Source organism: Citrobacter sp. Cf136 (assembly GCF_030333815.1).
In the GTDB taxonomy this organism is placed as follows: Bacteria; Pseudomonadota; Gammaproteobacteria; order Enterobacterales; family Enterobacteriaceae; genus Citrobacter; species Citrobacter freundii.
The window spans coordinates 859,717-879,478 of record NZ_JAOWFE010000032.1; the positions used below are offsets into that span (position 1 = coordinate 859,717).

Annotated in this window: 20 protein-coding genes and 1 pseudogene; 14 read left to right on the top strand and 7 right to left on the bottom strand. The window is 50.9% G+C overall.

Annotation, left to right across the window (positions count from 1 at the left end):
* Nucleotides 1-8: 8 nt before the first annotated feature.
* The 5 genes from sapF to sapA are packed head-to-tail and all read right to left on the bottom strand — an operon-like array spanning nt 9 to nt 5,291.
* Nucleotides 9-815 (bottom strand): peptide ABC transporter ATP-binding protein SapF, encoded by an 807-nt coding sequence (sapF, locus tag OGV98_RS08525; RefSeq protein WP_003020558.1) that lies wholly within the window; start codon nt 813-815, stop codon nt 9-11.
* A 1-nt stretch (nt 816) separates the two neighbouring features.
* Entirely contained in the window at nt 817-1,809 is a 993-nt protein-coding gene (sapD, locus tag OGV98_RS08530) for a peptide ABC transporter ATP-binding protein SapD (protein ID WP_003020556.1), read from the bottom strand.
* On the bottom strand, nt 1,809-2,699 hold the full coding sequence (sapC, locus tag OGV98_RS08535; RefSeq protein WP_003020550.1) for a peptide ABC transporter permease SapC: 891 nt from the start codon (nt 2,697-2,699) through the stop codon (nt 1,809-1,811). Before sapC ends, sapD begins: the two co-directional genes overlap by 1 nt.
* Entirely contained in the window at nt 2,686-3,651 is a 966-nt protein-coding gene (gene sapB, locus OGV98_RS08540; RefSeq protein WP_003020545.1) for a peptide ABC transporter permease SapB, read from the bottom strand. Before sapB ends, sapC begins: the two co-directional genes overlap by 14 nt.
* Entirely contained in the window at nt 3,648-5,291 is a 1,644-nt protein-coding gene (sapA, locus tag OGV98_RS08545; RefSeq protein ID WP_286551242.1) for an ABC transporter substrate-binding protein SapA, read from the bottom strand. Before sapA ends, sapB begins: the two co-directional genes overlap by 4 nt.
* A gap of 311 nt (nt 5,292-5,602) precedes the next feature.
* Between sapA and OGV98_RS08550 the strand changes: the two genes are divergently transcribed.
* Complete coding sequence (locus tag OGV98_RS08550; protein WP_003840736.1) at nt 5,603-5,926, top strand: hypothetical protein; 324 nt, start codon at nt 5,603-5,605, stop codon at nt 5,924-5,926.
* Nucleotides 5,927-5,934: 8 nt separating this feature from the next.
* On the opposite strand, the pseudogene OGV98_RS08555 reads toward OGV98_RS08550, so the two are convergent.
* Both OGV98_RS08555 and pspF read right to left on the bottom strand, forming a co-directional pair.
* A pseudogene (locus OGV98_RS08555) lies at nt 5,935-6,222 on the bottom strand (pentapeptide repeat-containing protein); the annotation flags it as partial.
* Nucleotides 6,223-6,266: 44 nt separating this feature from the next.
* Nucleotides 6,267-7,256: a phage shock protein operon transcriptional activator gene (gene pspF, locus OGV98_RS08560; protein WP_176691736.1), complete on the bottom strand. Its 990-nt coding sequence runs from the start codon at nt 7,254-7,256 to the stop codon at nt 6,267-6,269.
* A 155-nt stretch (nt 7,257-7,411) separates the two neighbouring features.
* Between pspF and pspA the strand changes: the two genes are divergently transcribed.
* The 13 genes from pspA to pgmB all read left to right on the top strand — a co-directional run bounded on the left by pspA (nt 7,412) and on the right by pgmB (nt 19,756).
* Nucleotides 7,412-8,080 (top strand): phage shock protein PspA, encoded by a 669-nt coding sequence (pspA, locus tag OGV98_RS08565; protein ID WP_003020532.1) that lies wholly within the window; start codon nt 7,412-7,414, stop codon nt 8,078-8,080.
* A gap of 54 nt (nt 8,081-8,134) precedes the next feature.
* Nucleotides 8,135-8,359 (top strand): envelope stress response membrane protein PspB, encoded by a 225-nt coding sequence (gene pspB / locus OGV98_RS08570; protein ID WP_003020509.1) that lies wholly within the window; start codon nt 8,135-8,137, stop codon nt 8,357-8,359.
* The gene (gene pspC, locus OGV98_RS08575) at nt 8,359-8,718 is read left to right on the top strand and encodes an envelope stress response membrane protein PspC (protein WP_202581286.1); all 360 of its coding nucleotides are present in this window, start codon (nt 8,359-8,361) and stop codon (nt 8,716-8,718) included. The genes pspB and pspC overlap by 1 nt, the downstream gene beginning before the upstream one ends.
* Nucleotides 8,719-8,726: 8 nt before the next feature.
* Entirely contained in the window at nt 8,727-8,957 is a 231-nt protein-coding gene (gene pspD, locus OGV98_RS08580) for a phage shock protein PspD (protein ID WP_003020493.1), read from the top strand.
* Nucleotides 8,958-9,120: 163 nt separating this feature from the next.
* Nucleotides 9,121-10,827, top strand: coding sequence for a sugar phosphorylase (locus OGV98_RS08585; RefSeq protein WP_247608203.1), 1,707 nt, complete (start codon nt 9,121-9,123; stop codon nt 10,825-10,827).
* Between the two features lie 16 nt (nt 10,828-10,843).
* A complete protein-coding gene (locus OGV98_RS08590) occupies nt 10,844-12,136 on the top strand; it encodes an ABC transporter substrate-binding protein (protein WP_003840753.1) in 1,293 nt (430 codons plus the stop codon).
* Nucleotides 12,137-12,156: 20 nt separating this feature from the next.
* Nucleotides 12,157-13,038 (top strand): carbohydrate ABC transporter permease, encoded by an 882-nt coding sequence (locus OGV98_RS08595; protein WP_003840754.1) that lies wholly within the window; start codon nt 12,157-12,159, stop codon nt 13,036-13,038.
* On the top strand, nt 13,025-13,867 hold the full coding sequence (locus tag OGV98_RS08600; protein WP_003020474.1) for a carbohydrate ABC transporter permease: 843 nt from the start codon (nt 13,025-13,027) through the stop codon (nt 13,865-13,867). The genes OGV98_RS08595 and OGV98_RS08600 overlap by 14 nt, the downstream gene beginning before the upstream one ends.
* A gap of 27 nt (nt 13,868-13,894) precedes the next feature.
* Entirely contained in the window at nt 13,895-14,947 is a 1,053-nt protein-coding gene (ycjQ, locus tag OGV98_RS08605) for a D-guloside 3-dehydrogenase (protein WP_286551246.1), read from the top strand.
* A gap of 16 nt (nt 14,948-14,963) precedes the next feature.
* Nucleotides 14,964-15,752, top strand: coding sequence for a 3-dehydro-D-guloside 4-epimerase (gene ycjR, locus OGV98_RS08610; protein WP_003843971.1), 789 nt, complete (start codon nt 14,964-14,966; stop codon nt 15,750-15,752).
* A 10-nt stretch (nt 15,753-15,762) separates the two neighbouring features.
* Nucleotides 15,763-16,818, top strand: coding sequence for a D-glucoside 3-dehydrogenase (gene ycjS, locus OGV98_RS08615; protein WP_046670758.1), 1,056 nt, complete (start codon nt 15,763-15,765; stop codon nt 16,816-16,818).
* A complete protein-coding gene (locus tag OGV98_RS08620) occupies nt 16,815-19,091 on the top strand; it encodes a glycoside hydrolase family 65 protein (protein ID WP_121571780.1) in 2,277 nt (758 codons plus the stop codon). Before ycjS ends, OGV98_RS08620 begins: the two co-directional genes overlap by 4 nt.
* Nucleotides 19,088-19,756, top strand: coding sequence for a beta-phosphoglucomutase (gene pgmB, locus OGV98_RS08625; RefSeq protein ID WP_057101436.1), 669 nt, complete (start codon nt 19,088-19,090; stop codon nt 19,754-19,756). Before OGV98_RS08620 ends, pgmB begins: the two co-directional genes overlap by 4 nt.
* Nucleotides 19,757-19,762: the final 6 nt, after the last annotated feature.

Here is a 19,762-nt window from a genome sequence, read left to right on the forward strand (position 1 = left end):
GTCGTTTGTTAGCGATCTTTCCGCCAGGCGTCGGCGGTAAGCGCTTCGCCGAAATGACCTGCAATCAGGCGACGGGTAAGTTCATGCAACGGGGAGGCCAGAACGTCCGCTGTACTGCCGCGCTCAACAACTTCGCCCTGATGCATGACTAATACCTGGTCGCTGATGTGCTTCATCATGCCAATATGCTGAGTCACATAGATATATGAAATCCCCTGTTTTTCCTGTAATTCCAGCATCAGATTGATGAGCTGCGAACGCATCGACATGTCCAGAGAAGCCAGGGCTTCGTCGGCGATAATGACTTTGGGTCGTAAAATGAGCGCACGGGCAAGGCCCAGACGCTGTTTTTGCCCCGGCGCTAACATATGCGGGTAATAGCTTACGTGATCCGGCAGCAGTCCGACCATGCGCATGGTCTCCACGATCTGTTTACGACGCTGCTCAGGCTCGAGGTCGGTATTCAGACGTAGTGGAAAATCGAGGATCTGTGAGATACGTTGCCGAGGATTAAGCGATGTTGACGGATCCTGGAAAATCATACGGATCCGCTGACTACGAAATGAATAATCACCATATTTTAACGGATGATCGTCAATCAGCAGCTCACCGCTGGTAGGTTCAATCATACCCGCCAACATTTTTGCCAGCGTAGATTTCCCTGAACCGTTTTCACCAATGACGGCGAGCGTCTGACGTTCGCGCAGGGTGAAACTCAGGGGCTTGACGGCCTCCACGGTCTGGCGGCGAAATAAACCTGTCCGGTAGCGAAAGGTTTTGCTCAGATTACGAACTTCGAGCAGGGTTTCTACCATCTCACTCTCTCTCCATGTTCAGCGGGAAATGACAGGCGTAGAGATGATTCTTTGCTCCGGTCAGTCTTGGGGTTTCAATACATTCGCGTTGTGCATAAGGGCAGCGCGGCCCCAGACGACAGCCGATGGGTAATTGTTCCAGCAATGGAATTGCTCCTGGCATGGTATTCAGGCGGCTTTTGTGCGGCATTGCGCTACCAAAATCAGGAATAGCGCGAATCAACGCTTGAGTATAAGGATGATGCGGAATGGTCACCAAATCTTTACTTGGCGCGGTTTCCACCGTTTGTCCGCAGTACATAACGTTGATTTTGTCAGCCCACTGGCTGAGCATTTGCAGGTCATGGCTTATCAACAAAATGGTGGTATTGCTGTTTTGATTCAAACGGGTTAGCAGACGGAAAATTTGCGCCTGGGTGGTTGGCTCCATCGCGTTCGTCGGTTCATCGGCAATCAGCAAACGCGGCTGATTCGCCAATGCGATAGCGATCATGACCTTCTGGCATTCGCCGTCGGTTAGCTCATATGGGAAGCTGCGCATGGCATCTTTATGGTCTTTTATCCCGACGCGGTGTAAGAGTTCAATCGCACGGCGTTTGCGCCAGCCGATGCGCTGCCACCAGCGGCCCTTGTAAGTCCAGGCAGGAATATTTTGCATTAGCTGCCGTCCGATCCGCTCAGACGGATCGAGACATGACTGTGGCTCCTGAAAGATCATAGAGACGTTATGACCGACCAGTTTGCGTCGTTCACGCGCGGAAAGACGTAGCAGATCGATATCATCAAAACGCATACGGTCTGCGGTTACGCGCCAGTTATCTTTAGCGACGCCGCAAATGGCCTTAGCGATCAGACTTTTGCCGGAACCAGACTCGCCGACCAGTCCGCGGATTTCACCCTCGTTGAGGGTCATGCTGACGCGATCAACTGCCTTAACCCAGTCGTCACCGGTTCTGAATTCAATCGTCAGGTTGCGGATATCCAGTAATGGCATTATTCCACCCCCGCAATAATTGCGCGGCGCACGCCGTCACCCAGTAGGTTAACCAGCAGCACGCTTATCATAATTGCTGCGCCTGGCAGCATGACCGTCCACGGTGCGACATAAATCAGCTCCAGCGCGTCGCCGAGCATGGCCCCCCATTCCGGGGATGGCAGCTGTGCGCCAAGGTCGAGAAAACCCAGCGCGGCGATATCCAGAATCGCCATCGACAGTGCGCGGGTGATTTCAGTAATCAGACCGGCGGTAATATTGGGCAGAACGGCAAACCACAGAATATTCAGTGTGGTTGCACCATCCAGGCGAGCGGCAATGACGTATTCTTTCTCCAGCTCGTCATGCACCATGCTGTAAACGGAGCGTACCATGCGCGGCAGCAACGCTAGCCAGACCGCAAACATGGCGTGTGTCAGATGCGGTCCGGCAAAGGCCACCACAATAATCGCCAGCAGCAAAGAAGGGATCGACAGCAGGGTGTCCAGAATGTGGTTCAGCACAGCGGAGCGCAAGCCGTGCGTCGCACCGGCAACTACGCCCAATACAAGGCCACACAGTGTGGCGGCAAGAGTGACGACAAACGCGCCTCCAACGGTCGGGGCCGCGCCGCTGAGCAGACGACTTAAAACGTCTCGTCCCAGATCGTCAGTTCCGAGGAAGAAAGAGACTTCGCCATAGCGTGACCATGATGGTGGTAAAAGCTGATAGCCGAGAAATTGCTGATCGATGCCGTAAGGGGCAAACCAACCACCAAAAATACACAAAACAGCCAATCCCGCGCAGCCATACAGGCCGATCATCGCAGTTGCATCACCATAGAAATTGCGCCATGCGGTGCGCAACGTACCTGGCGGGCGTTTTTCGCTATAGACGCTATCGTAAGGCATACCATTCCTTATGTTTCAGAGGGTTAGCCATAGCACCCAAAATATCAGAGATAACGTTGACGATGATAACCAGTGAGCCAATCACCATAACGCCCGCTGAAATCGCCGCGTAATCCTGCTGGCGAATCGCGTTAATCAACCAACGGCCAAGACCAGGCCAGCTAAAGACCATCTCGGTGATCATCGCCAGCGTCAGCATGGTGGAAAACTGTAAGCCCAGACGCGGGATCACCGGCGGGAGGGCGTTGTGCAGAACGTGACGGCGCAGAATCGTTAAGCGTGACAAACCGCGTGTGGCTGCCGCTTTGACGTAGTTCTGATCAAAGACCTCAATGGTGCTGATACGCATCAGGCGGATGACTTCGGTGGTGGGCGCAACGGAGAGCGTTAGCACCGGGAGCACCATATGACGGATAGCGCTGACCAGCATTTCATCGCGCCAGGGTGAATCGGAGATCCACGCATCAATAATGGCAAAACCGGTAACGGGTTTCACCTCGTAGAGAAGATCAAAACGCCCGGAAACGGGTAACCAGCCGAGGGTCAGTGAGAAGAGCAATGTCAGCAGCAGAGCCAGCCAAAAAACGGGGATAGAAAACCCCATCAGAGCCAATGCGCTGATGCAACGATCCTGCCATTTGTTGCGCGTGATGCCTGCCAGCATCCCAACGGGGATCCCGACCATTAGTGCAAAACCAAAGGCAAGAATGCACAGTTCCATTGTGGCCGGGAACACCTCTTTCAGCTGTTCTGAGATCAACTGACCATTGATACTGGATACGCCGAAATCCCAGTGAATGAGACCATTGAACCAGAATACCCAGGCGTTCCACAACGATGCGCCCTGTAACGGCGCATGAGGTGTGAAGTAGCTCAGGCTGAATCCAATAAAGGTCAGAAAGAACAGGGTGACCAGCAGCAACAAAAATCGACGCAGGGTGAAGATAATCATGGTTTTTTCACCTCATCTTTCTTTTCCCGGGACACCCCGGCAAAAGAGGAATTGCCGAACGGACTGAGCACCAGCCCTTTGATGTCGTAGCGGTAAGCCTGTAGACGCAGTGAAGAGGCCAGCGGCAGGATCGGTAACTCTTGCGCTAGAATATTTTGCGCTTCGTCATAGGCATCTATTCGCGATGAAAGCTGCTGCGAAGAGAGGGCTTTGCGCATAATGCTGTCAAACTGCGGATTACACCAGTGGGCAAAGTTGGTCTGCGAATTGATGGCGGCACAGCTGAGCAACGGCCGGAAAAAACTGTCAGGATCGTTACTGTCCGTCGCCCAGCCGGATAACGTCAGATCATGGTTCATATCCATTAATCTTGCCTCCTGAAAACGGCCTTCTACCGGGATGATCTTCACTTTCACACCCACCTGAGCCATATCTGCCTGAATCAGCTCTGCGGTTTTCAGCGGACTGGGGTTCCAGGCCTGAGAGCTGGTAGGAACCCAAAGTTGTAACGTCAGATTCTCCAGCCCCAGCGCTTTTAGCTGCTCGCGCGATTTTGCCGGGTTGTACTCTGTAATTTTAGCTTCGTTATCATAAGCCCACGAGGCGCGAGGCAAAATAGATGCCGCGGTTTCTGCCGTCCCGTAGTAGATAGACTGCATTAACCGTTGGTTGTTGATCGCTAGCGCCAGCGCATGCCGCACGGCAGGGTTATTCAACGGCGGTTTATTGGTGTTGAACGCCAGGTAGGCAATGTTCATCCCCGGGCGCAGCGTCAGACGCAGGCGAGGGTCATCACGCAATATGCTGAGCTGGCTGGCGGCAGGCCAGGCTAAAACGTCACATTCGCCGGTCAGTAACTTTGATAACCGTCCGGTTCCGCCAGAACCGAGGTCCACTACCACCTGCGGCATCAGAGGAGTGCCACGCCAGAATTTTTCATGCCGCTGCAACCGAATATATTGGCCGGCACGATTCTCCGAAAGTTGGTACGGTCCTGTGCCGACAGGTTGTCTGTCGAGCAGTTCCTGACGATCCTGTTTTGCCAGGTTAGCCGCATATTCCGCCGACATTACGGAGGCATAGTGTGTGGCAAGATGCCACATAAAGGAGGCATCAGGTTGAGTTAAGCGGAATTCAACGGTGTTGTTGTCCAGTTTGCGCACACTTTGGACGTTATCGGCGAACTGCAGGCTGTCGAAGTAGGGGAAATTGCTGCCGTTCACATTGTGCCATGGATGGTGGCGATCAAAGATGCGCTCGAAGGTAAACACCACATCGTCTGCATTCAGTCTGCGGGTGGGAGTGAACCAGGCGGTCTTTTGAAACTGTACGTCACGACGCAGATGGAAGCGGTAGGTTGCGCCGTTATCCAGCACCTCCCAGCTTTCAGCCAGCTCAGGCACCAGTCGATAGGTGTAGGGATCTACATCAAGCAGTCGGTCATACAATTGGGCCGCTAACGTGTCGACGATGAGACCACTGCTCGTTTTTTGCGGGTTGAACGTATTGACCTGCCCGCTGACGCAATAGACAAACCCACTGTCACGGATATCAGCGTGCGAAGCTTGCTCAGGCGCAGCAGCAGCCTGACCACTCAGAAATCCAGCCATCACGATCAGAGATGATAAAACCAGGCGCATAATTTTAATGGATTATATAAAGAGGCTATCTTACTAATACTTAATGACATTTGCCATTACCGTTTGTTTTTGGGAGCAACAGGTTCGATAAGCGCGAGTTCAACACCGCGTCATGGTCAAAATTCATACCTGCTATCCACTTTGAATCTACTCTGTTAACTATCTTAGCATTTTCATGCCCCATCTGACTTGTTATAAACGCGGTGCAGGATGTGGACAGTTGGCGTAATTTGTTACGGTTTCCTCGCTGTGACAAAATGCGTAAGCGATTACAATGCGTTAGTGTACGAATCAACGGGAATATTTAATAAATGAGCAACTTAGCGGATTATGTCAATGCTATAAAAATAGGCAAAAATGTTATTTGTATTGAGGATGTCAGTAAACGGGATGACATGGCTGAAGTTGAGATTATAAATAAGACATGGCTTCATGATTCGGGAGTGGTTATTCGTTGTTCTCGCGAAAATGAATTGGTTAAATATTCATCAAATGCCTGTCCAGAATGCAGCATTAGATGGCATGTCGTTGATGCGGCAGGTCAGGATATTCGTCCACTGGAGAAAACGTTTCACAATGCTTGCCAGGAGTCGTACTGGTTAAAAGTAAATCGTCAAACGCATCTCCCGGTGTAAACGCTGGGCTAACCAATCACAGCGATACCGAGCAGTTCCATGAGCAACGATGCCTGGTAGTTGTCTAACTTTACGCCTTGTAAATCAACACCCCGAATATCTAAGTCACCTAACTCCGAATTGGTCAGATCGCAATGTGCGAAGTTTGCTGCTTGCCAGTCGAAAGTAGAAAACTTGCCGCCGGAGAGATCTGAGCCACTGAATGTCGCACCCAGTACCTGAGTCCCCATCCAGCGGTTCTCCCGCAGCTCACACTTTTCCAACACGACTTTCGAAAAATTGGCGTAGCTTAGATGAGGTTATGCGTCAAACCCGCCAGTATGACACTTGCAAATGCGTGCTAGATCTGGTGTTTCTTCAGCAAGGCTCGTAGCTGATGATAAGTGAGACCCAGTAATTCAGCGGCTTTTTTCTGGTTAAATTTAGCCAGCAGTAAGCTGGTTTGTAGAAAGTCTTTCTCTTGTTGTTGTTGGAATTCACGCAGATCCAGCGGTAATGCTACAGATGCTGGTTTTGCTTCCTGCACCTGAGATTCCACAACATGGCGGCGGAAGGGGTCAATGATTATCTCATCCAGCGGGTAATCACTGGTCCCATGTCGATAAACGGATCGCTCCACGACGTTTTTCAGTTCACGAATATTGCCCGGCCAACGGTAGTGGAGGAGCGTTTCTCTGGCTTCGGCACTAAACCCTGGAAACAGTGGTAACCCGATCTCGCGGCACATCTGAATGGCAAAATGCTCGGCCATTAACATTATGTCGCTTTGGCGTTCGCGTAACGGTGGGAGTTGCACTACGTCAAAGGCCAGACGATCCAGCAGGTCCGCGCGAAAAGTGCCTTCGTTGACCATACGAGGTAAGTCGGCATTGGTTGCACAAACAAGTCGTACGTTAACTTGCAACGGCTGGCTGCCGCCAACACGTTCCAGCTCTCCATATTCAATAACGCGCAGCAATTTTTCCTGCACCAACATCGGGGCGGTTGCCAGTTCATCGAGAAACAGCGTACCGCCGTCGGCGCGTTCGAAACGTCCAGGATGGCGTTTTTGAGCGCCGGTAAAGGCACCTGCTTCGTGACCAAACAGTTCGGAATCAAGCAAGTTCTCGTTGAGCGCTGCGCAGTTAAGCGAAATAAACGGGCCTTGCCAACGGGTGGAGAGATAGTGCAGGCGGTTGGCAATAAGCTCTTTCCCAGTACCTCGCTCACCGATAACCAGGACAGGCTTATCCAGCGGCGCCAGATGAGAAACCTGCTCCAGCACTTCAATAAAGCTGTTTGCTTCACCCAGAAGATTATCTTTGTATCCTGCCATGATGAAATTCACCATTTGTTAGTGTTATTCACCAATTTACCCTAATTCTCTCGCCAGGTAAAATTAGATATAATTATTAAAATCAATTAGATAAAAAGTTGGCACGCCAAGTGCATTACGAAATCAGCAGGGCATAGCCCGATATCAGAACAGTAAGTGAGGATTACATTATGGGTATTTTTTCTCGTTTTGCCGACATCGTGAACGCCAACATTAATGCGTTGCTGGAAAAGGCTGAAGATCCGCAGAAGCTGGTGCGGTTAATGATCCAGGAAATGGAAGATACGCTGGTTGAGGTGCGTTCAAACTCCGCACGCGCTCTGGCAGAAAAGAAACAATTATCTCGTCGTATCGAACAGGCCAGCGCGCAACAGGCAGAGTGGCAAGAAAAAGCTGAGCTGGCGCTGCGCAAAGAGAAAGAAGATTTGGCGCGTTCTGCGTTAATCGAAAAACAGAAATTGACTGACCTGATTGCCTCTCTGGAGCATGAAGTCACGCTGGTTGACGATACGCTGGCGCGTATGAAAAAAGAGATTGGTGAGCTGGAAAATAAACTCAGTGAAACCCGTGCTCGTCAGCAGGCGCTGATGTTACGTCATCAGGCAGCGAGTTCTTCACGTGATGTTCGTCGTCAACTGGACAGCGGTAAACTTGATGAAGCGATGGCGCGCTTTGAATCTTTCGAACGTCGTATCGATCAGATGGAAGCTGAGGCTGAAAGCCATAATTTCGGTAAACAGAAGTCCCTGGATCAGCAATTTGCTGACCTGAAAGCAGATGATGAAATCAGCGAGCAGCTGGCGCAACTTAAAGCCAAAATGCAGCAAGACAAGCAATAATAACATCTGGCGGTGCCCGAACGCGCCGCCGCTCATCACCTGTAAGGAGTACTCATGAGCGCGCTATTTCTGGCTATCCCGTTAACTATCTTTGTGTTGTTTGTTTTACCGATTTGGCTCTGGCTGCATTACAGCAACCGTTCCAGTCGTGGCGAACTGTCGCAAAGTGAACAGCAACGTCTGGTCGAACTCAACGATGACGCACAGCGGATGCGCGAGCGCATTCAGGCGCTGGAAGACATCCTTGATGCTGAACATCCAAACTGGAGGGACCGCTAATGGGAGGCCTTAATCTGAACAAAAAACTGTGGCGTATTCCGCAGCAGGGCATGGTGAAGGGGGTTTGTGCGGGTATTGCGCATTATCTCGATGTGCCTGTGAAGCTGGTACGGATCCTGGTGGTGCTGTCAGTCTTTTTTGGTCTGGCCTTTTTCACCTTCGTCGCCTATATCGTGCTGACATTTGTGTTGGACCCGATGCCGGACAATGTGGTTTCCGGCGAGCAGCAGCCATCAAGCGGTGAGCTGTTGGATGCCGTCGATCGCGAGTTGGCGGCTAGTGAAAAGCGTTTGCGTGAAATGGAACGTTATGTGACGTCCGATACTTTTTCCTTACGTAGTCGTTTCCGCCAATTGTGAGGTTAGAAATGAACAATCGCTGGCAACGTGCCGGGCAAAGGGTTAAGCCGGGCTTTAAAATAGCAGGTAAGCTGGTGCTTTTAACGGCGCTTCGCTACGGCCCGGCGGGGGTAGCAGGGTGGGCGGTGAAATCCGTCGCCCGACGCCCGCTAAAAATGCTGCTGGCGTTGGTTCTGGAACCGGTGTTGAGTCGGGCCGCGGCAAAATTGTCGAAACGATATTCCGGTAATCGAACCTGATATTTGAATTAGTAAAAGCAAGCAACAATTAATCAACATTCCCTCAGTTAATTTGCGGCAGCTCACAAATACGATTTTTTGGCTGCCAAAATTCTTTTTTACCCCCCTCCAGACCACCTCTGCTAATTGACAGCTTATTTTCCGCAGAGTAGTCTCTTGGTTCATGGGACCGCTACCACGAGAATCGAAAGTGAACCAAAAAATCCAAAAATGCCTGACAGAAGTTTATGGTCATACATTTACTTCATGCCACTATGAAGCGCTGTTTGCACGTTTAGAGAAATCACAGGGATTAATTAAAAAAATCCGTAAAGCGCATTGGGACGAGGGCGATGTGGTGCTTATTACCTACGCCGATCAATTCCACGGGGTTGGTAAAAAACCGTTGCCGACGTTTAATCAGTTTTATAATGAATGGCTTAAGTCGACATTTTCTCATGTGCATCTTCTGCCATTTTATCCGTGGTCATCGGATGATGGTTTTTCCGTGATTAATTACCATCAGGTTGCCGAAGAAACCGGTGACTGGAATGATATTAAGGAATTAGGTGAGTCCAGTCGACTGATGTTTGATTTTGTTTGTAACCATATGTCAGCTAAAAGCGAGTGGTTTAATAATTATTTGCAACAACTTGACGGTTATGAAAATTTCTTTATTGCAATGGATCCTGATACGGACCTGAGCAACGTCACACGTCCACGCACATTACCGTTACTGACACCATTTACGCTAAAAGATAACACCGTGCGCCATTTATGGACGACGTTCAGCGATGACCAGATCGATCTCAATTATGCCAACCCGGTGGTGTTACTGGCGATGGTCGATGTGCTGCTGAGCTATCTTGAGCAGGGCGCAGATTATGTTCGCCTGGATGCGGTTGGCTTTATGTGGAAAGAGCCTGGAACGAGCTGTATTCATCTGGAAAAAACGCATCAGCTTATCAAACTATTCCGCGCTATTGCGGACTGTGCGGCGCCTGGTACGGCGATTATTACCGAAACCAACGTCCCGCATAAGGATAACGTGTCCTACTACGGTAATGGCCATGATGAAGCGCATATGGTGTACCAGTTCTCGCTGCCGCCGCTGGTGCTGCATGCGGTACAACGCCAGGACACGTCGATATTGTGCCAGTGGGCGCAATCACTGGAGCTGCCGTCTGGTGAGACAACCTGGTTTAATTTTCTCGCATCACATGATGGCATTGGTCTCAACCCATTACGCGGTTTGTTGCCTGAAGACGAGATCATGCGGCTGGTGACAGAACTACAACAGGAAGGTGCGCTGGTTAACTGGAAAAATAACCCTGATGGCAGTCGCAGCCCGTATGAAATTAACGTGACATATATGGATGCGCTAACCTCTGGTAATTGTAGCGATGCCGAACGGTTTTCTCGCTTTATTCTCGCACATGCCATTTTGCTGAGTTTTCCAGGCGTGCCGGCGGTTTACATTCAAAGCATACTTGGATCACGCAATGATTATAAAGGTGTTGAGACGTTCGGTTATAACCGCGCGATCAACCGCAAAAAATATCAGGTGAGACAAATAGAAGCGGAGCTGGCAGATGAAACCAGTTTGCGTCACGCTATTTATCATGAGTTATCCCGACTAATTGTAATACGTCGTAATAATAAAGCATTTCATCCTGATAGTGATTTTCAAATTAACAGTATTACACCGGCCGTAATGCAAATTAAACGTACTGCGGAAACAGGTGAGGAAATTACCGGGTTATTTAATGTCAGCGGTCATACTCAAACCATTCGTATTGATATAGAAAATGGAGTTGATTTGATTAGCGGTAAAACTATTTCCGGTAAGGAATTAACGTTGTACGCCTGGCAGGTCATGTGGGTTAAGTAATAAAAAGGAACATTTCATGCTTAAAGCTAAAATTGTGCTGATTTCAGCACTGGTTTCCTGCGCCCTGGTTTCCGGGTGTAAGGATGATAAAAAGTCCTCTGTCGCGATTGAATTTATGCACTCTTCTGTTGAGCAGGAGCGGCAGGCGGTCATTGCAAAACTGATTGAGCGTTTTGAAAAAGAAAACCCGGGCATTAGCGTCAAACAGGTTCCTGTGGAAGAAGATGCTTACAACACCAAGGTCATCACCCTGGCGCGCAGCGGTTCACTACCTGAAGTCATTGAAACCAGCCATGACTACGCGAAAGTTATGGATAAAGAATCCCTCATCGACCGTAAAGCGGTAGCGCAGGTCATCAACGGTGTAGGTGAGGGTACTTTTTATGATGGTGTCCTGCGTATTGTACGCACTGAAGACGGTAGTGCATGGACCGGGGTTCCGGTCAGCGCCTGGATTGGCGGGATCTGGTACCGCAAAGATGTGCTGGCAAAAGCCGGACTGGAAGAGCCAAAAGACTGGCAGCAATTGCTAAACGTGGCGCAGAAGCTCAACAATCCTGGCAGTAAGAAATACGGCATTGCGCTACCGACGGCAGAAAGCGTTTTGACCGAACAGTCATTCTCCCAGTTTGCGCTCTCTAACCAGGCCAACGTTTTTGATGCGCAGGGAAAGATTACGCTCGACACACCTGAAATGGCGCAGGCGTTGCAGTATTACCGCCAACTTGCCATGAACACTATGCCTGGCTCGAACGACATCATGGAAGTCAAAGATGCTTTCATGAACGGCACGGCGCCAATGGCGATTTATTCCACCTATATCCTCCCGGCGGTGATCAAAGAGGGCGATCCTAAAAATGTTGGCTTTATGGTGCCGACGGAAAAAAATTCCGCTGTTTACGGCATGCTGACGTCGCTGACCATTACCGCAGGTCAAAAAACCGAAGAAACAGAAGCGGCAGAGAAATTTGTCACCTTTATGGAGCAGGCAGACAACATTGCGGACTGGGTCATGATGTCGCCAGGGGCGGCGCTGCCGGTCAACAAAGCGGTGGTGAATACTTCGACGTGGAAAGATAACGCTGTTATCAAAGCGCTGGGTGAATTACCCGATCAACTGATTGCCGAACTGCCAAATATTCAGGTCTTTGGTGCCGTCGGTGATAAGAACTTTACCCGCATGGGCGACGTAACCGGCTCCGGCATCGTGAGTACCATGGTGCACAACGTCACGGTAGGAAAAGCTGACCTTTCATCGACCATCAAGGCAAGCCAGACAAAACTGGATGACCTCGTTGAACAGCGCTAATGGGGAAATGGAAAGCCGTGATGAATAAGTTCTTTTCAGGTCGATCTGATATGCCATTTGCCATGCTGCTGCTGGCGCCCAGCTTGCTGTTATTGGGCGGTTTAGTGGCGTGGCCAATGATATCTAACATCGAAATCAGCTTTATGCGTTTGCCGCTTAATCCGCAAATTGAGTCTACGTTTGTCGGGCTGAGCAACTATATCCGTATCTTATCCGATCCCGGATTCTGGCATTCGCTGTGGATGACGGTCTGGTATACCGCGCTGGTTGTGGCAGGGAGCACGGTGCTGGGGCTGGGAGTGGCGATGTTTTTTAACCGTGAGTTTCGTCTGCGGAAAACGGCGCGCTCACTGGTCATCCTCTCTTACGTAACGCCATCAATTTCGCTGGTGTTTGCCTGGAAATACATGTTCAACAACGGCTACGGCATTGTGAACTACCTCGGCGTGGATCTGTTGCATCTCTACGATCAGGCTCCGCTGTGGTTCGACAATCCCGGTAGCAGCTTCGCGCTGGTCGTGTTGTTCGCCATCTGGCGCTACTTCCCGTATGCCTTTATCTCGTTTCTGGCGATTTTACAGACTATTGATAAATCGTTGTATGAGGCGGCAGAAATGGATGGCGCGAACGCCTGGCAACGGTTTCGCATCGTCACGCTGCCAGCGATCATGCCGGTGCTGGCGACCGTAGTCACGCTGCGTACGATCTGGATGTTTTATATGTTCGCCGATGTTTATCTGCTGACCACTAAAGTCGATATTCTCGGGGTCTATCTCTATAAAACAGCGTTTGCATTTAATGACTTAGGTAAAGCGGCCGCGATTTCTGTTGTCCTCTTCGTCATCATTTTCGCTGTTATCCTGCTGACCAGAAAACGGGTGAACCTCAATGGCAACAAATAAGCGCACGCTTGGCCGCATTGGCTTTTACTGTGGATTAATTGTCTTCCTGGGCATCACGTTATTTCCATTTTTTGTGATGCTGATGACCTCATTTAAAAGCGCAAAAGAGGCGATTTCGCTGCATCCGACGCTGTTACCGCAGCAATGGACGCTGGAACATTACATCGACATCTTCAACCCGATGATTTTCCCCTTTGTTGACTACTTCCGTAATAGCCTGGTGGTATCGGTGACTTCTTCGGTGGTGGCGGTATTTCTGGGCGTGCTCGGGGCGTATGCGCTTTCCCGCCTGCGTTTTAAGGGACGAATGACCATCAATGCCAGTTTTTACACGGTGTACATGTTTTCGGGGATCCTGCTGGTGGTGCCGTTATTCAAGATCATTACGGCACTCGGCATCTACGACACCGAAATGGCGTTGATTATCACTATGGTCACCCAGACGCTGCCGACCGCAGTGTTCATGTTGAAAAGCTATTTCGACACCATTCCGGATGAGATCGAAGAAGCTGCGATGATGGATGGGTTGAACCGTCTGCAGATCATCTTTCGTATTACCGTGCCGTTGGCAATGTCTGGTCTGGTTTCGGTCTTTGTGTACTGCTTTATGGTGGCGTGGAATGACTATCTGTTTGCTTCGATTTTCCTTTCCAGCGCCAGCAATTTTACCTTACCGGTCGGTCTGAACGCGCTGTTCAGTACACCTGACTATATCTGGGGACGCATGATGGCTGCATCGTTAGTCACTGCATTGCCGGTGGTCATTATGTATGCGCTTTCCGAACGTTTTATTAAAAGTGGTTTGACCGCTGGCGGCGTGAAAGGCTAAGCGGCCAGTTTAATTAAGGAGTTGTAAATGAAGAAGTTAGTTGCCACAGAACCGCGCGTTGCAACGCTGGTGGAATATGAAGACAGAGCGGTATCCGCCAATGAAGTTAAAGTTCGCGTTAAATTTGGCGCGCCGAAACATGGCACGGAAGTGGTCGATTTTCGCGCTGCCAGCCCGTTTATTGACGAAGATTTTAACGGTGAATGGCAAATGTTTATGCCGCGTCCGGAAGGGGCACCGCGCGGGATCGAATTCGGTAAATTCCAGCTTGGCAATATGGTGGTGGGCGATGTTATTGAGTGTGGCAGCGATGTGACCGAATACGCCGTTGGCGATTCAGTTTGCGGCTACGGTCCTCTGGCTGAAACGGTTATTTTTAATGCGGTGAACAACTACAAACTGCGCAAAATGCCTGAAGGCAGTTCGTGGAAAAATGCCGTGTGCTATGACCCGGCACAGTTCGCCATGAGCGGTGTGCGCGATGCCAATGTGCGCGTCGGCGACTTTGTTGTCATCGTCGGGTTAGGGGCAATTGGCCAGATCGCCGTACAACTTGCTAAGAAAGCGGGTGCGTCAGTGGTTATTGGTGTGGATCCGATTGCCCATCGCTGCGATATCGCGCGTCGCCATGGCGCTGATTTTTGTCTGAATCCGATTGGCACCGACGTGGGCATGGAAATTAAAAAGCTTACCGGCAAACAGGGTGCGGATGTGATCATCGAAACCAGTGGCTATGCAGATGCGCTGCAGTCGGCGTTACGCGGTCTGGCCTATGGTGGAACCATTTCCTATGTCGCTTTCGCGAAACCTTTTGCTGAAGGTTTCAACCTGGGGCGTGAAGCGCACTTCAACAACGCCAAAATTGTCTTCTCTCGCGCCTGCAGTGAACCGAATCCAGATTATCCGCGCTGGAGCCGCAAGCGTATTGAGGAGACCTGCTGGGAACTGTTGATGAACGGTTACCTGAACTGTGAAGAACTGATCGACCCGGTAGTGACTTTCGCCAGCAGCCCGGAAAGCTATATGCAGTATGTCGATCGCCATCCGGAAAAGAGCATCAAAATGGGTGTGACGTTTTAATTAAGGAATGCAGAAGATGAAAATTGGAACACAGAATCAGGCTTTTTTCCCGGAAAATATTCTCGAGAAATTCCGTTACATCAAAGAGATGGGATTCGACGGTTTTGAAATTGACGGTAAGTTGCTGGTCAATAACCTTGATGAAGTAAAAGCGGCGATCAAAGAAACAGGTTTGCCTGTTACCACTGCCTGTGGAGGATATGACGGTTGGATCGGTGATTTTATCGAAGAGCGTCGTTTAAACGGGTTGCGGCAGATTACCCGCATTCTCGAAGCGCTGGCCGAAGTTGGCGGACAAGGCATTATTGTACCTGCTGCATGGGGCATGTTTACATTCCGCCTACCGCCGATGACCTCTCCGCGTAGCCAGGAAGGCGATCGTAAAGCTATCAGTGATTCATTGATTTATCTTGATAAAGTTGCCCAGCGTACGGGTACGGTGGTGTATCTGGAACCGCTCAACCGCTATCAGGATCATATGATCAACACCCTGGCGGATGCCCGTCGCTATATCGTGGAAAATAATCTGAAGCATGTGCAAATCATTGGTGATTTTTACCATATGAATATCGAAGAAGACGATATGGCACAGGCGCTGCACGACAATCGCGATCTGCTGGGTCACGTCCATATTGCGGATAACCATCGTTATCAGCCGGGAAGCGGTACGCTGGATTTCACTGCACTGTTTGACCAGTTACGTGAAGATAATTATCAGGGCTACGTTGTGTACGAAGGGCGCGTACGAGCAGAGAATCTGCCGGAAGCGTATCGTCAGTCACTGGCCTGGCTGCGTACTTGCTAAGAGGATTTCCGTGAAAAGTGCACTGACAAGCGCTCCGTTACGTGTCGCCATTATTGGTGCCGGGCAGGTGGCGGATAAAGTTCATGCTTCGTACTACTGCACCCGCAACGATCTGGAACTGGTGGCTGTCTGCGACAGCCGCCTGTCACAGGCGCGGTTGTTTGCAGAAAAATACGGTAATCCGCAGGTTTGGGACGATCCGCAAACGATGTTACGCGAAGCTAAGCCAGATATCGTCAGCATCTGCTCGCCCAATCGCTTTCATTATGAACACACCATGTTGGCATTGAACGCTGGATGCCATGTGATGTGCGAGAAACCTCCGGCAATGACGCCAGACGAGGCGTTGGAAATGTGTAAAACGGCGCGTCGGGTGGGAAAAGTACTGGCTTATGATTTTCATCATCGTTTTGCGCTGGATACGCAACTACTTCGTGAGCAGGTGATGGCCGGTATTCTGGGTGAAATCTATGTCACCAATGTCCGCGCTTTGCGCCGCTGCGGCGTGCCCGGCTGGGGAGTGTTTACCAACAAAGAACTGCAGGGCGGCGGGCCGCTGATTGATCTCGGTATTCATATGCTTGACGCCGCCATGTATGTGCTGGGGTTCCCGGCGGTAAAGCGTGTTAACGCGCACAGCTATCAACGCATTGGCACGATTAAAAACAGCGGTCAGTTTGGGAAATGGGATCCCACTACATATACCGTGGAGGATTCTTTGTTCGGCACGATTGAATTTCATAACGGCGGTATCCTGCGCCTGGAAACCTCTTTCGCGCTGAATATTCCTGAACAATCGATTATGAACGTTAATTTCTGCGGCGATTTGGCGGGGGCGACGTTATTCCCGGCCCAGGTTTACACCGACCGTGATGGTACGCTTGACGTGCTGCTTGCGCGCGAGATGGCTGATGACAACCGTCATTATCGCAGCATGGAAGCCTTCGTTAACCATGTCCAGGGCGAGCCTGTCACTATTGCTGACGCAGAGCAGGGCGTCGTTATTCAACAACTGGTTGCCGCACTGTACCAATCGGCTGAAACAGGGACCTACGTAGACTTATGACGAAGCCAGTAATGCTAACTGAACCGGCTTTTTGCCCACACAGCCTGAATAAATATGCGTCACTCATGACGACCGGTAACGGGTATATGGGAATTCGCGCCAGCCACGAGGAAGCTTACACCTTACAGACTCGTGGCATGTATCTGGCTGGGTTGTATCACCGTGCGGGTAAAGGCGAAATTAATGAACTGGTTAATCTACCCGATGTAGTCGGAGTGGAGATCACGCTTAATGGCGAGATTTTCTCGCTAACCAGCGGCGTGATTGAAAGCTGGCATCGCGAACTGGATTTTGCCAGCGGGGAATTGCGCCGTGCGCTTATCTGGCATGCGCCTGGCGGGGCGCGTTTCGCTATTGAGAGTCGGCGGTTTGTCTCAGCACAGAAGCTGCCGCTGTTTGCTATGGAAGTGGTCGTAACGCCACTGGATGCCGATGCCAGCATTGGTATCTCAACCGGTATTGATGCCACGATCACCAATCATGGTCGTCAGCATCTGGATGAAACACAGATTAGAGTATTTGGTCAGCATCTTCTGCAGGGCATTTACACAACCCAGGACAATCGCAACGATATCGCGATCACCTCATATTGTGACGTCGACGGCGCAGCGCAGCGCTGCTTCACCGCGAAAGAACGTCGGTTGTTACAACACAACACCGTGCAGGCGCAAGCCGGGCAGCGCGTCACGCTGACGAAAATGAGTTGGGTTGACTGGACGAGCGAACGCAACCTGTCGCTTGAGACCTGGGGACGCCAGTCGCTGCGTAACATTGAAGCATGCGCGCAACAGGGATATGACGCTCTGTTGGCTGAGTCGAGCGCCAACTGGCATGCCTGGTGGCAAACTCGTCGCGTTCAGGTTACCAGCTCTGATATTAGCGATCAGCGTGCGCTGGACTATGCGCTCTATCATCTGCGTGTGATGACCCCAGTCCATGATGAGCGCAGCAGTATTGCGGCCAAAGGTCTGACGGGGGAAGGGTATAAAGGCCACATCTTCTGGGATACTGAGGTCTTTTTGTTACCGTTTCACTTGTTTACCGAACCGAAAACCGCGAGAGGTCTATTGCGTTACCGCTGGCATAATTTGCCGGGCGCGCGTGAGAAAGCCCGCCGTAACGGTTGGCAGGGCGCGTTGTTCCCGTGGGAAAGCGCTCGCAGCGGTGATGAGGAAACGCCTGAATTCGCGGCGATCAACATCCGTACCGGGCTGCGGCAAAAAGTGGCCTCCGCACAGGCTGAACATCACCTCGTGGCGGATGTTGCCTGGGCGGTAATCAATTACTGGCATGCCACAGGGGATCTAAACTTCATGACCCGTGAGGGCATGACGCTACTGCTGGAAACGGCGAAGTTCTGGATTAGCAGGGCTGTCATGGTCAACGATCGTTTAGAGATCCACGATGTGATTGGCCCGGATGAATACACTGAGCATGTGAACAACAATGCGTTCACCAACTACATGGCTAGGTACAACGTAGAGCAGGCGCTGGGTTTTGCCCGTCGGTTGGGCTGTGGCGATGACACGTTTATTCATCGCGCAGAGCATTTTTTACAGTATCTCTGGCGACCGGAAGTGCAGCCCGATGGCGTGCTTCCTCAGGATGATACCTTCCTGAACAAACCGGTTATCGATCTGTCGCAGTACAAAGCCAAAGCGGGCAAGCAGACCATTTTGCTCGATTACTCCCGTGCAGAAGTCAATGAGATGCAAATTCTCAAACAGGCTGATGTCGTGATGCTGACCTACATGTTGCCGGAGCAATTTAGCCCGCAAACCTGTCTGGCTAACCTGCGTTATTACGAGCCACGTACGATTCACGACTCCTCTTTGAGTAAGGCGATTCACGGGATTGTGGCTGCGCGTTGTGGTGATTCGGCTCAGGGGTATCGGTTTTGGCGCGAAGGTTCGCTAATCGATCTCGGGGATGACCCGCACAGCTGCGATGATGGTATTCATGCGGCGGCAACGGGCGCAATCTGGTTGGGCGCTATCCAGGGATTTGCCGGAGTGAATGTTCGCCATGGGGAGTTACATCTTGCCCCTGCATTACCGGAACATTGGCAAACACTGTCTTTCCCACTGCGCTGGCAGGGTATCGATTTGCAGGTAACCATCAATGCAACTGAAATCCGCATTAACAGCGCCGAGCAGATTACTCTTTGGGTAAAAGGGGAAAAGATCTCTTTTCAGGGGGAGATAGTTATCTGCAATGACGCCATTATTTCGCCCACTTATGGGACCGCTACCACAGAAAGGGGTGATGAATGATCCTCAAACCACAGGCCATCATTTTTGATTTAGATGGCGTGATTACCGACACTGCACATCTGCATTTTCTCGCCTGGCTGCAGGTAGCCGGTGAAATAGGGATTGCGATTGACGAGGCATTTAATGACAGCCTGAAAGGGATTAGTCGCGGCGAATCGCTACAGCGTATTTTGCAATATGGCGGGAAAGCGGGGGAGTTTACACCTGAGGTTTGCGCACAATTGGCCGAGAGAAAAAACAGACTATATGTCCATTCTTTGCGCCAGTTGACGGTGAACTCGGTATTGCCGGGAATACGTGAGCTGCTGATGACGTTGCGGGAAGAACGGATTCCGGTGGGGCTGGCCTCTGTGTCGCTCAATGCCCCTGCGATTTTACAAGCGCTTGATCTTAAATCTTATTTTGATTTCTGTGCGGATGCCGCGTTAATTTCTCGCTCGAAACCGGATCCGGAGATTTTTCTGGCAGCCTGTGCGGGCCTTGGCGCTGACCCGCAGCAGTGCATTGGCATAGAAGATGCTCAGGCGGGTATTGATGCGATCAACGCCTGCGGCATGCTCTCTGTTGGCATTGGTACGGGGCTGAACGGAGCAAGCTTGCAACTTCCTTCAACCGAATTTCTGACGTGGCCGTGCTTATCGGCTCTCTGGCAACACGACAAGTAAAGGATT

What these genes read in the sequence shown, in the direction of transcription:
- pspA (WP_003020532.1), top strand. Translation starts at nt 7,412, where the DNA reads ATGGGTATTTTTTCTCGTTTTGCCGACATCGTGAACGCCAACATTAAT.
- sapD (WP_003020556.1), bottom strand. Translation starts at nt 1,809, where the DNA reads ATGCCATTACTGGATATCCGCAACCTGACGATTGAATTCAGAACCGGT.
- OGV98_RS08585 (WP_247608203.1), top strand. Translation starts at nt 9,121, where the DNA reads ATGGGACCGCTACCACGAGAATCGAAAGTGAACCAAAAAATCCAAAAA.
- pspC (WP_202581286.1), top strand. Translation starts at nt 8,359, where the DNA reads ATGGGAGGCCTTAATCTGAACAAAAAACTGTGGCGTATTCCGCAGCAG.
- sapF (WP_003020558.1), bottom strand. Translation starts at nt 815, where the DNA reads ATGGTAGAAACCCTGCTCGAAGTTCGTAATCTGAGCAAAACCTTTCGC.
- sapB (WP_003020545.1), bottom strand. Translation starts at nt 3,651, where the DNA reads ATGATTATCTTCACCCTGCGTCGATTTTTGTTGCTGCTGGTCACCCTG.
- pspF (WP_176691736.1), bottom strand. Translation starts at nt 7,256, where the DNA reads ATGGTGAATTTCATCATGGCAGGATACAAAGATAATCTTCTGGGTGAA.
- OGV98_RS08620 (WP_121571780.1), top strand. Translation starts at nt 16,815, where the DNA reads ATGACGAAGCCAGTAATGCTAACTGAACCGGCTTTTTGCCCACACAGC.
- OGV98_RS08595 (WP_003840754.1), top strand. Translation starts at nt 12,157, where the DNA reads ATGAATAAGTTCTTTTCAGGTCGATCTGATATGCCATTTGCCATGCTG.
- pspB (WP_003020509.1), top strand. Translation starts at nt 8,135, where the DNA reads ATGAGCGCGCTATTTCTGGCTATCCCGTTAACTATCTTTGTGTTGTTT.
- pspD (WP_003020493.1), top strand. Translation starts at nt 8,727, where the DNA reads ATGAACAATCGCTGGCAACGTGCCGGGCAAAGGGTTAAGCCGGGCTTT.
- ycjR (WP_003843971.1), top strand. Translation starts at nt 14,964, where the DNA reads ATGAAAATTGGAACACAGAATCAGGCTTTTTTCCCGGAAAATATTCTC.
- ycjQ (WP_286551246.1), top strand. Translation starts at nt 13,895, where the DNA reads ATGAAGAAGTTAGTTGCCACAGAACCGCGCGTTGCAACGCTGGTGGAA.
- OGV98_RS08590 (WP_003840753.1), top strand. Translation starts at nt 10,844, where the DNA reads ATGCTTAAAGCTAAAATTGTGCTGATTTCAGCACTGGTTTCCTGCGCC.
- OGV98_RS08600 (WP_003020474.1), top strand. Translation starts at nt 13,025, where the DNA reads ATGGCAACAAATAAGCGCACGCTTGGCCGCATTGGCTTTTACTGTGGA.
- OGV98_RS08550 (WP_003840736.1), top strand. Translation starts at nt 5,603, where the DNA reads ATGAGCAACTTAGCGGATTATGTCAATGCTATAAAAATAGGCAAAAAT.
- sapA (WP_286551242.1), bottom strand. Translation starts at nt 5,291, where the DNA reads ATGCGCCTGGTTTTATCATCTCTGATCGTGATGGCTGGATTTCTGAGT.
- sapC (WP_003020550.1), bottom strand. Translation starts at nt 2,699, where the DNA reads ATGCCTTACGATAGCGTCTATAGCGAAAAACGCCCGCCAGGTACGTTG.
- pgmB (WP_057101436.1), top strand. Translation starts at nt 19,088, where the DNA reads ATGATCCTCAAACCACAGGCCATCATTTTTGATTTAGATGGCGTGATT.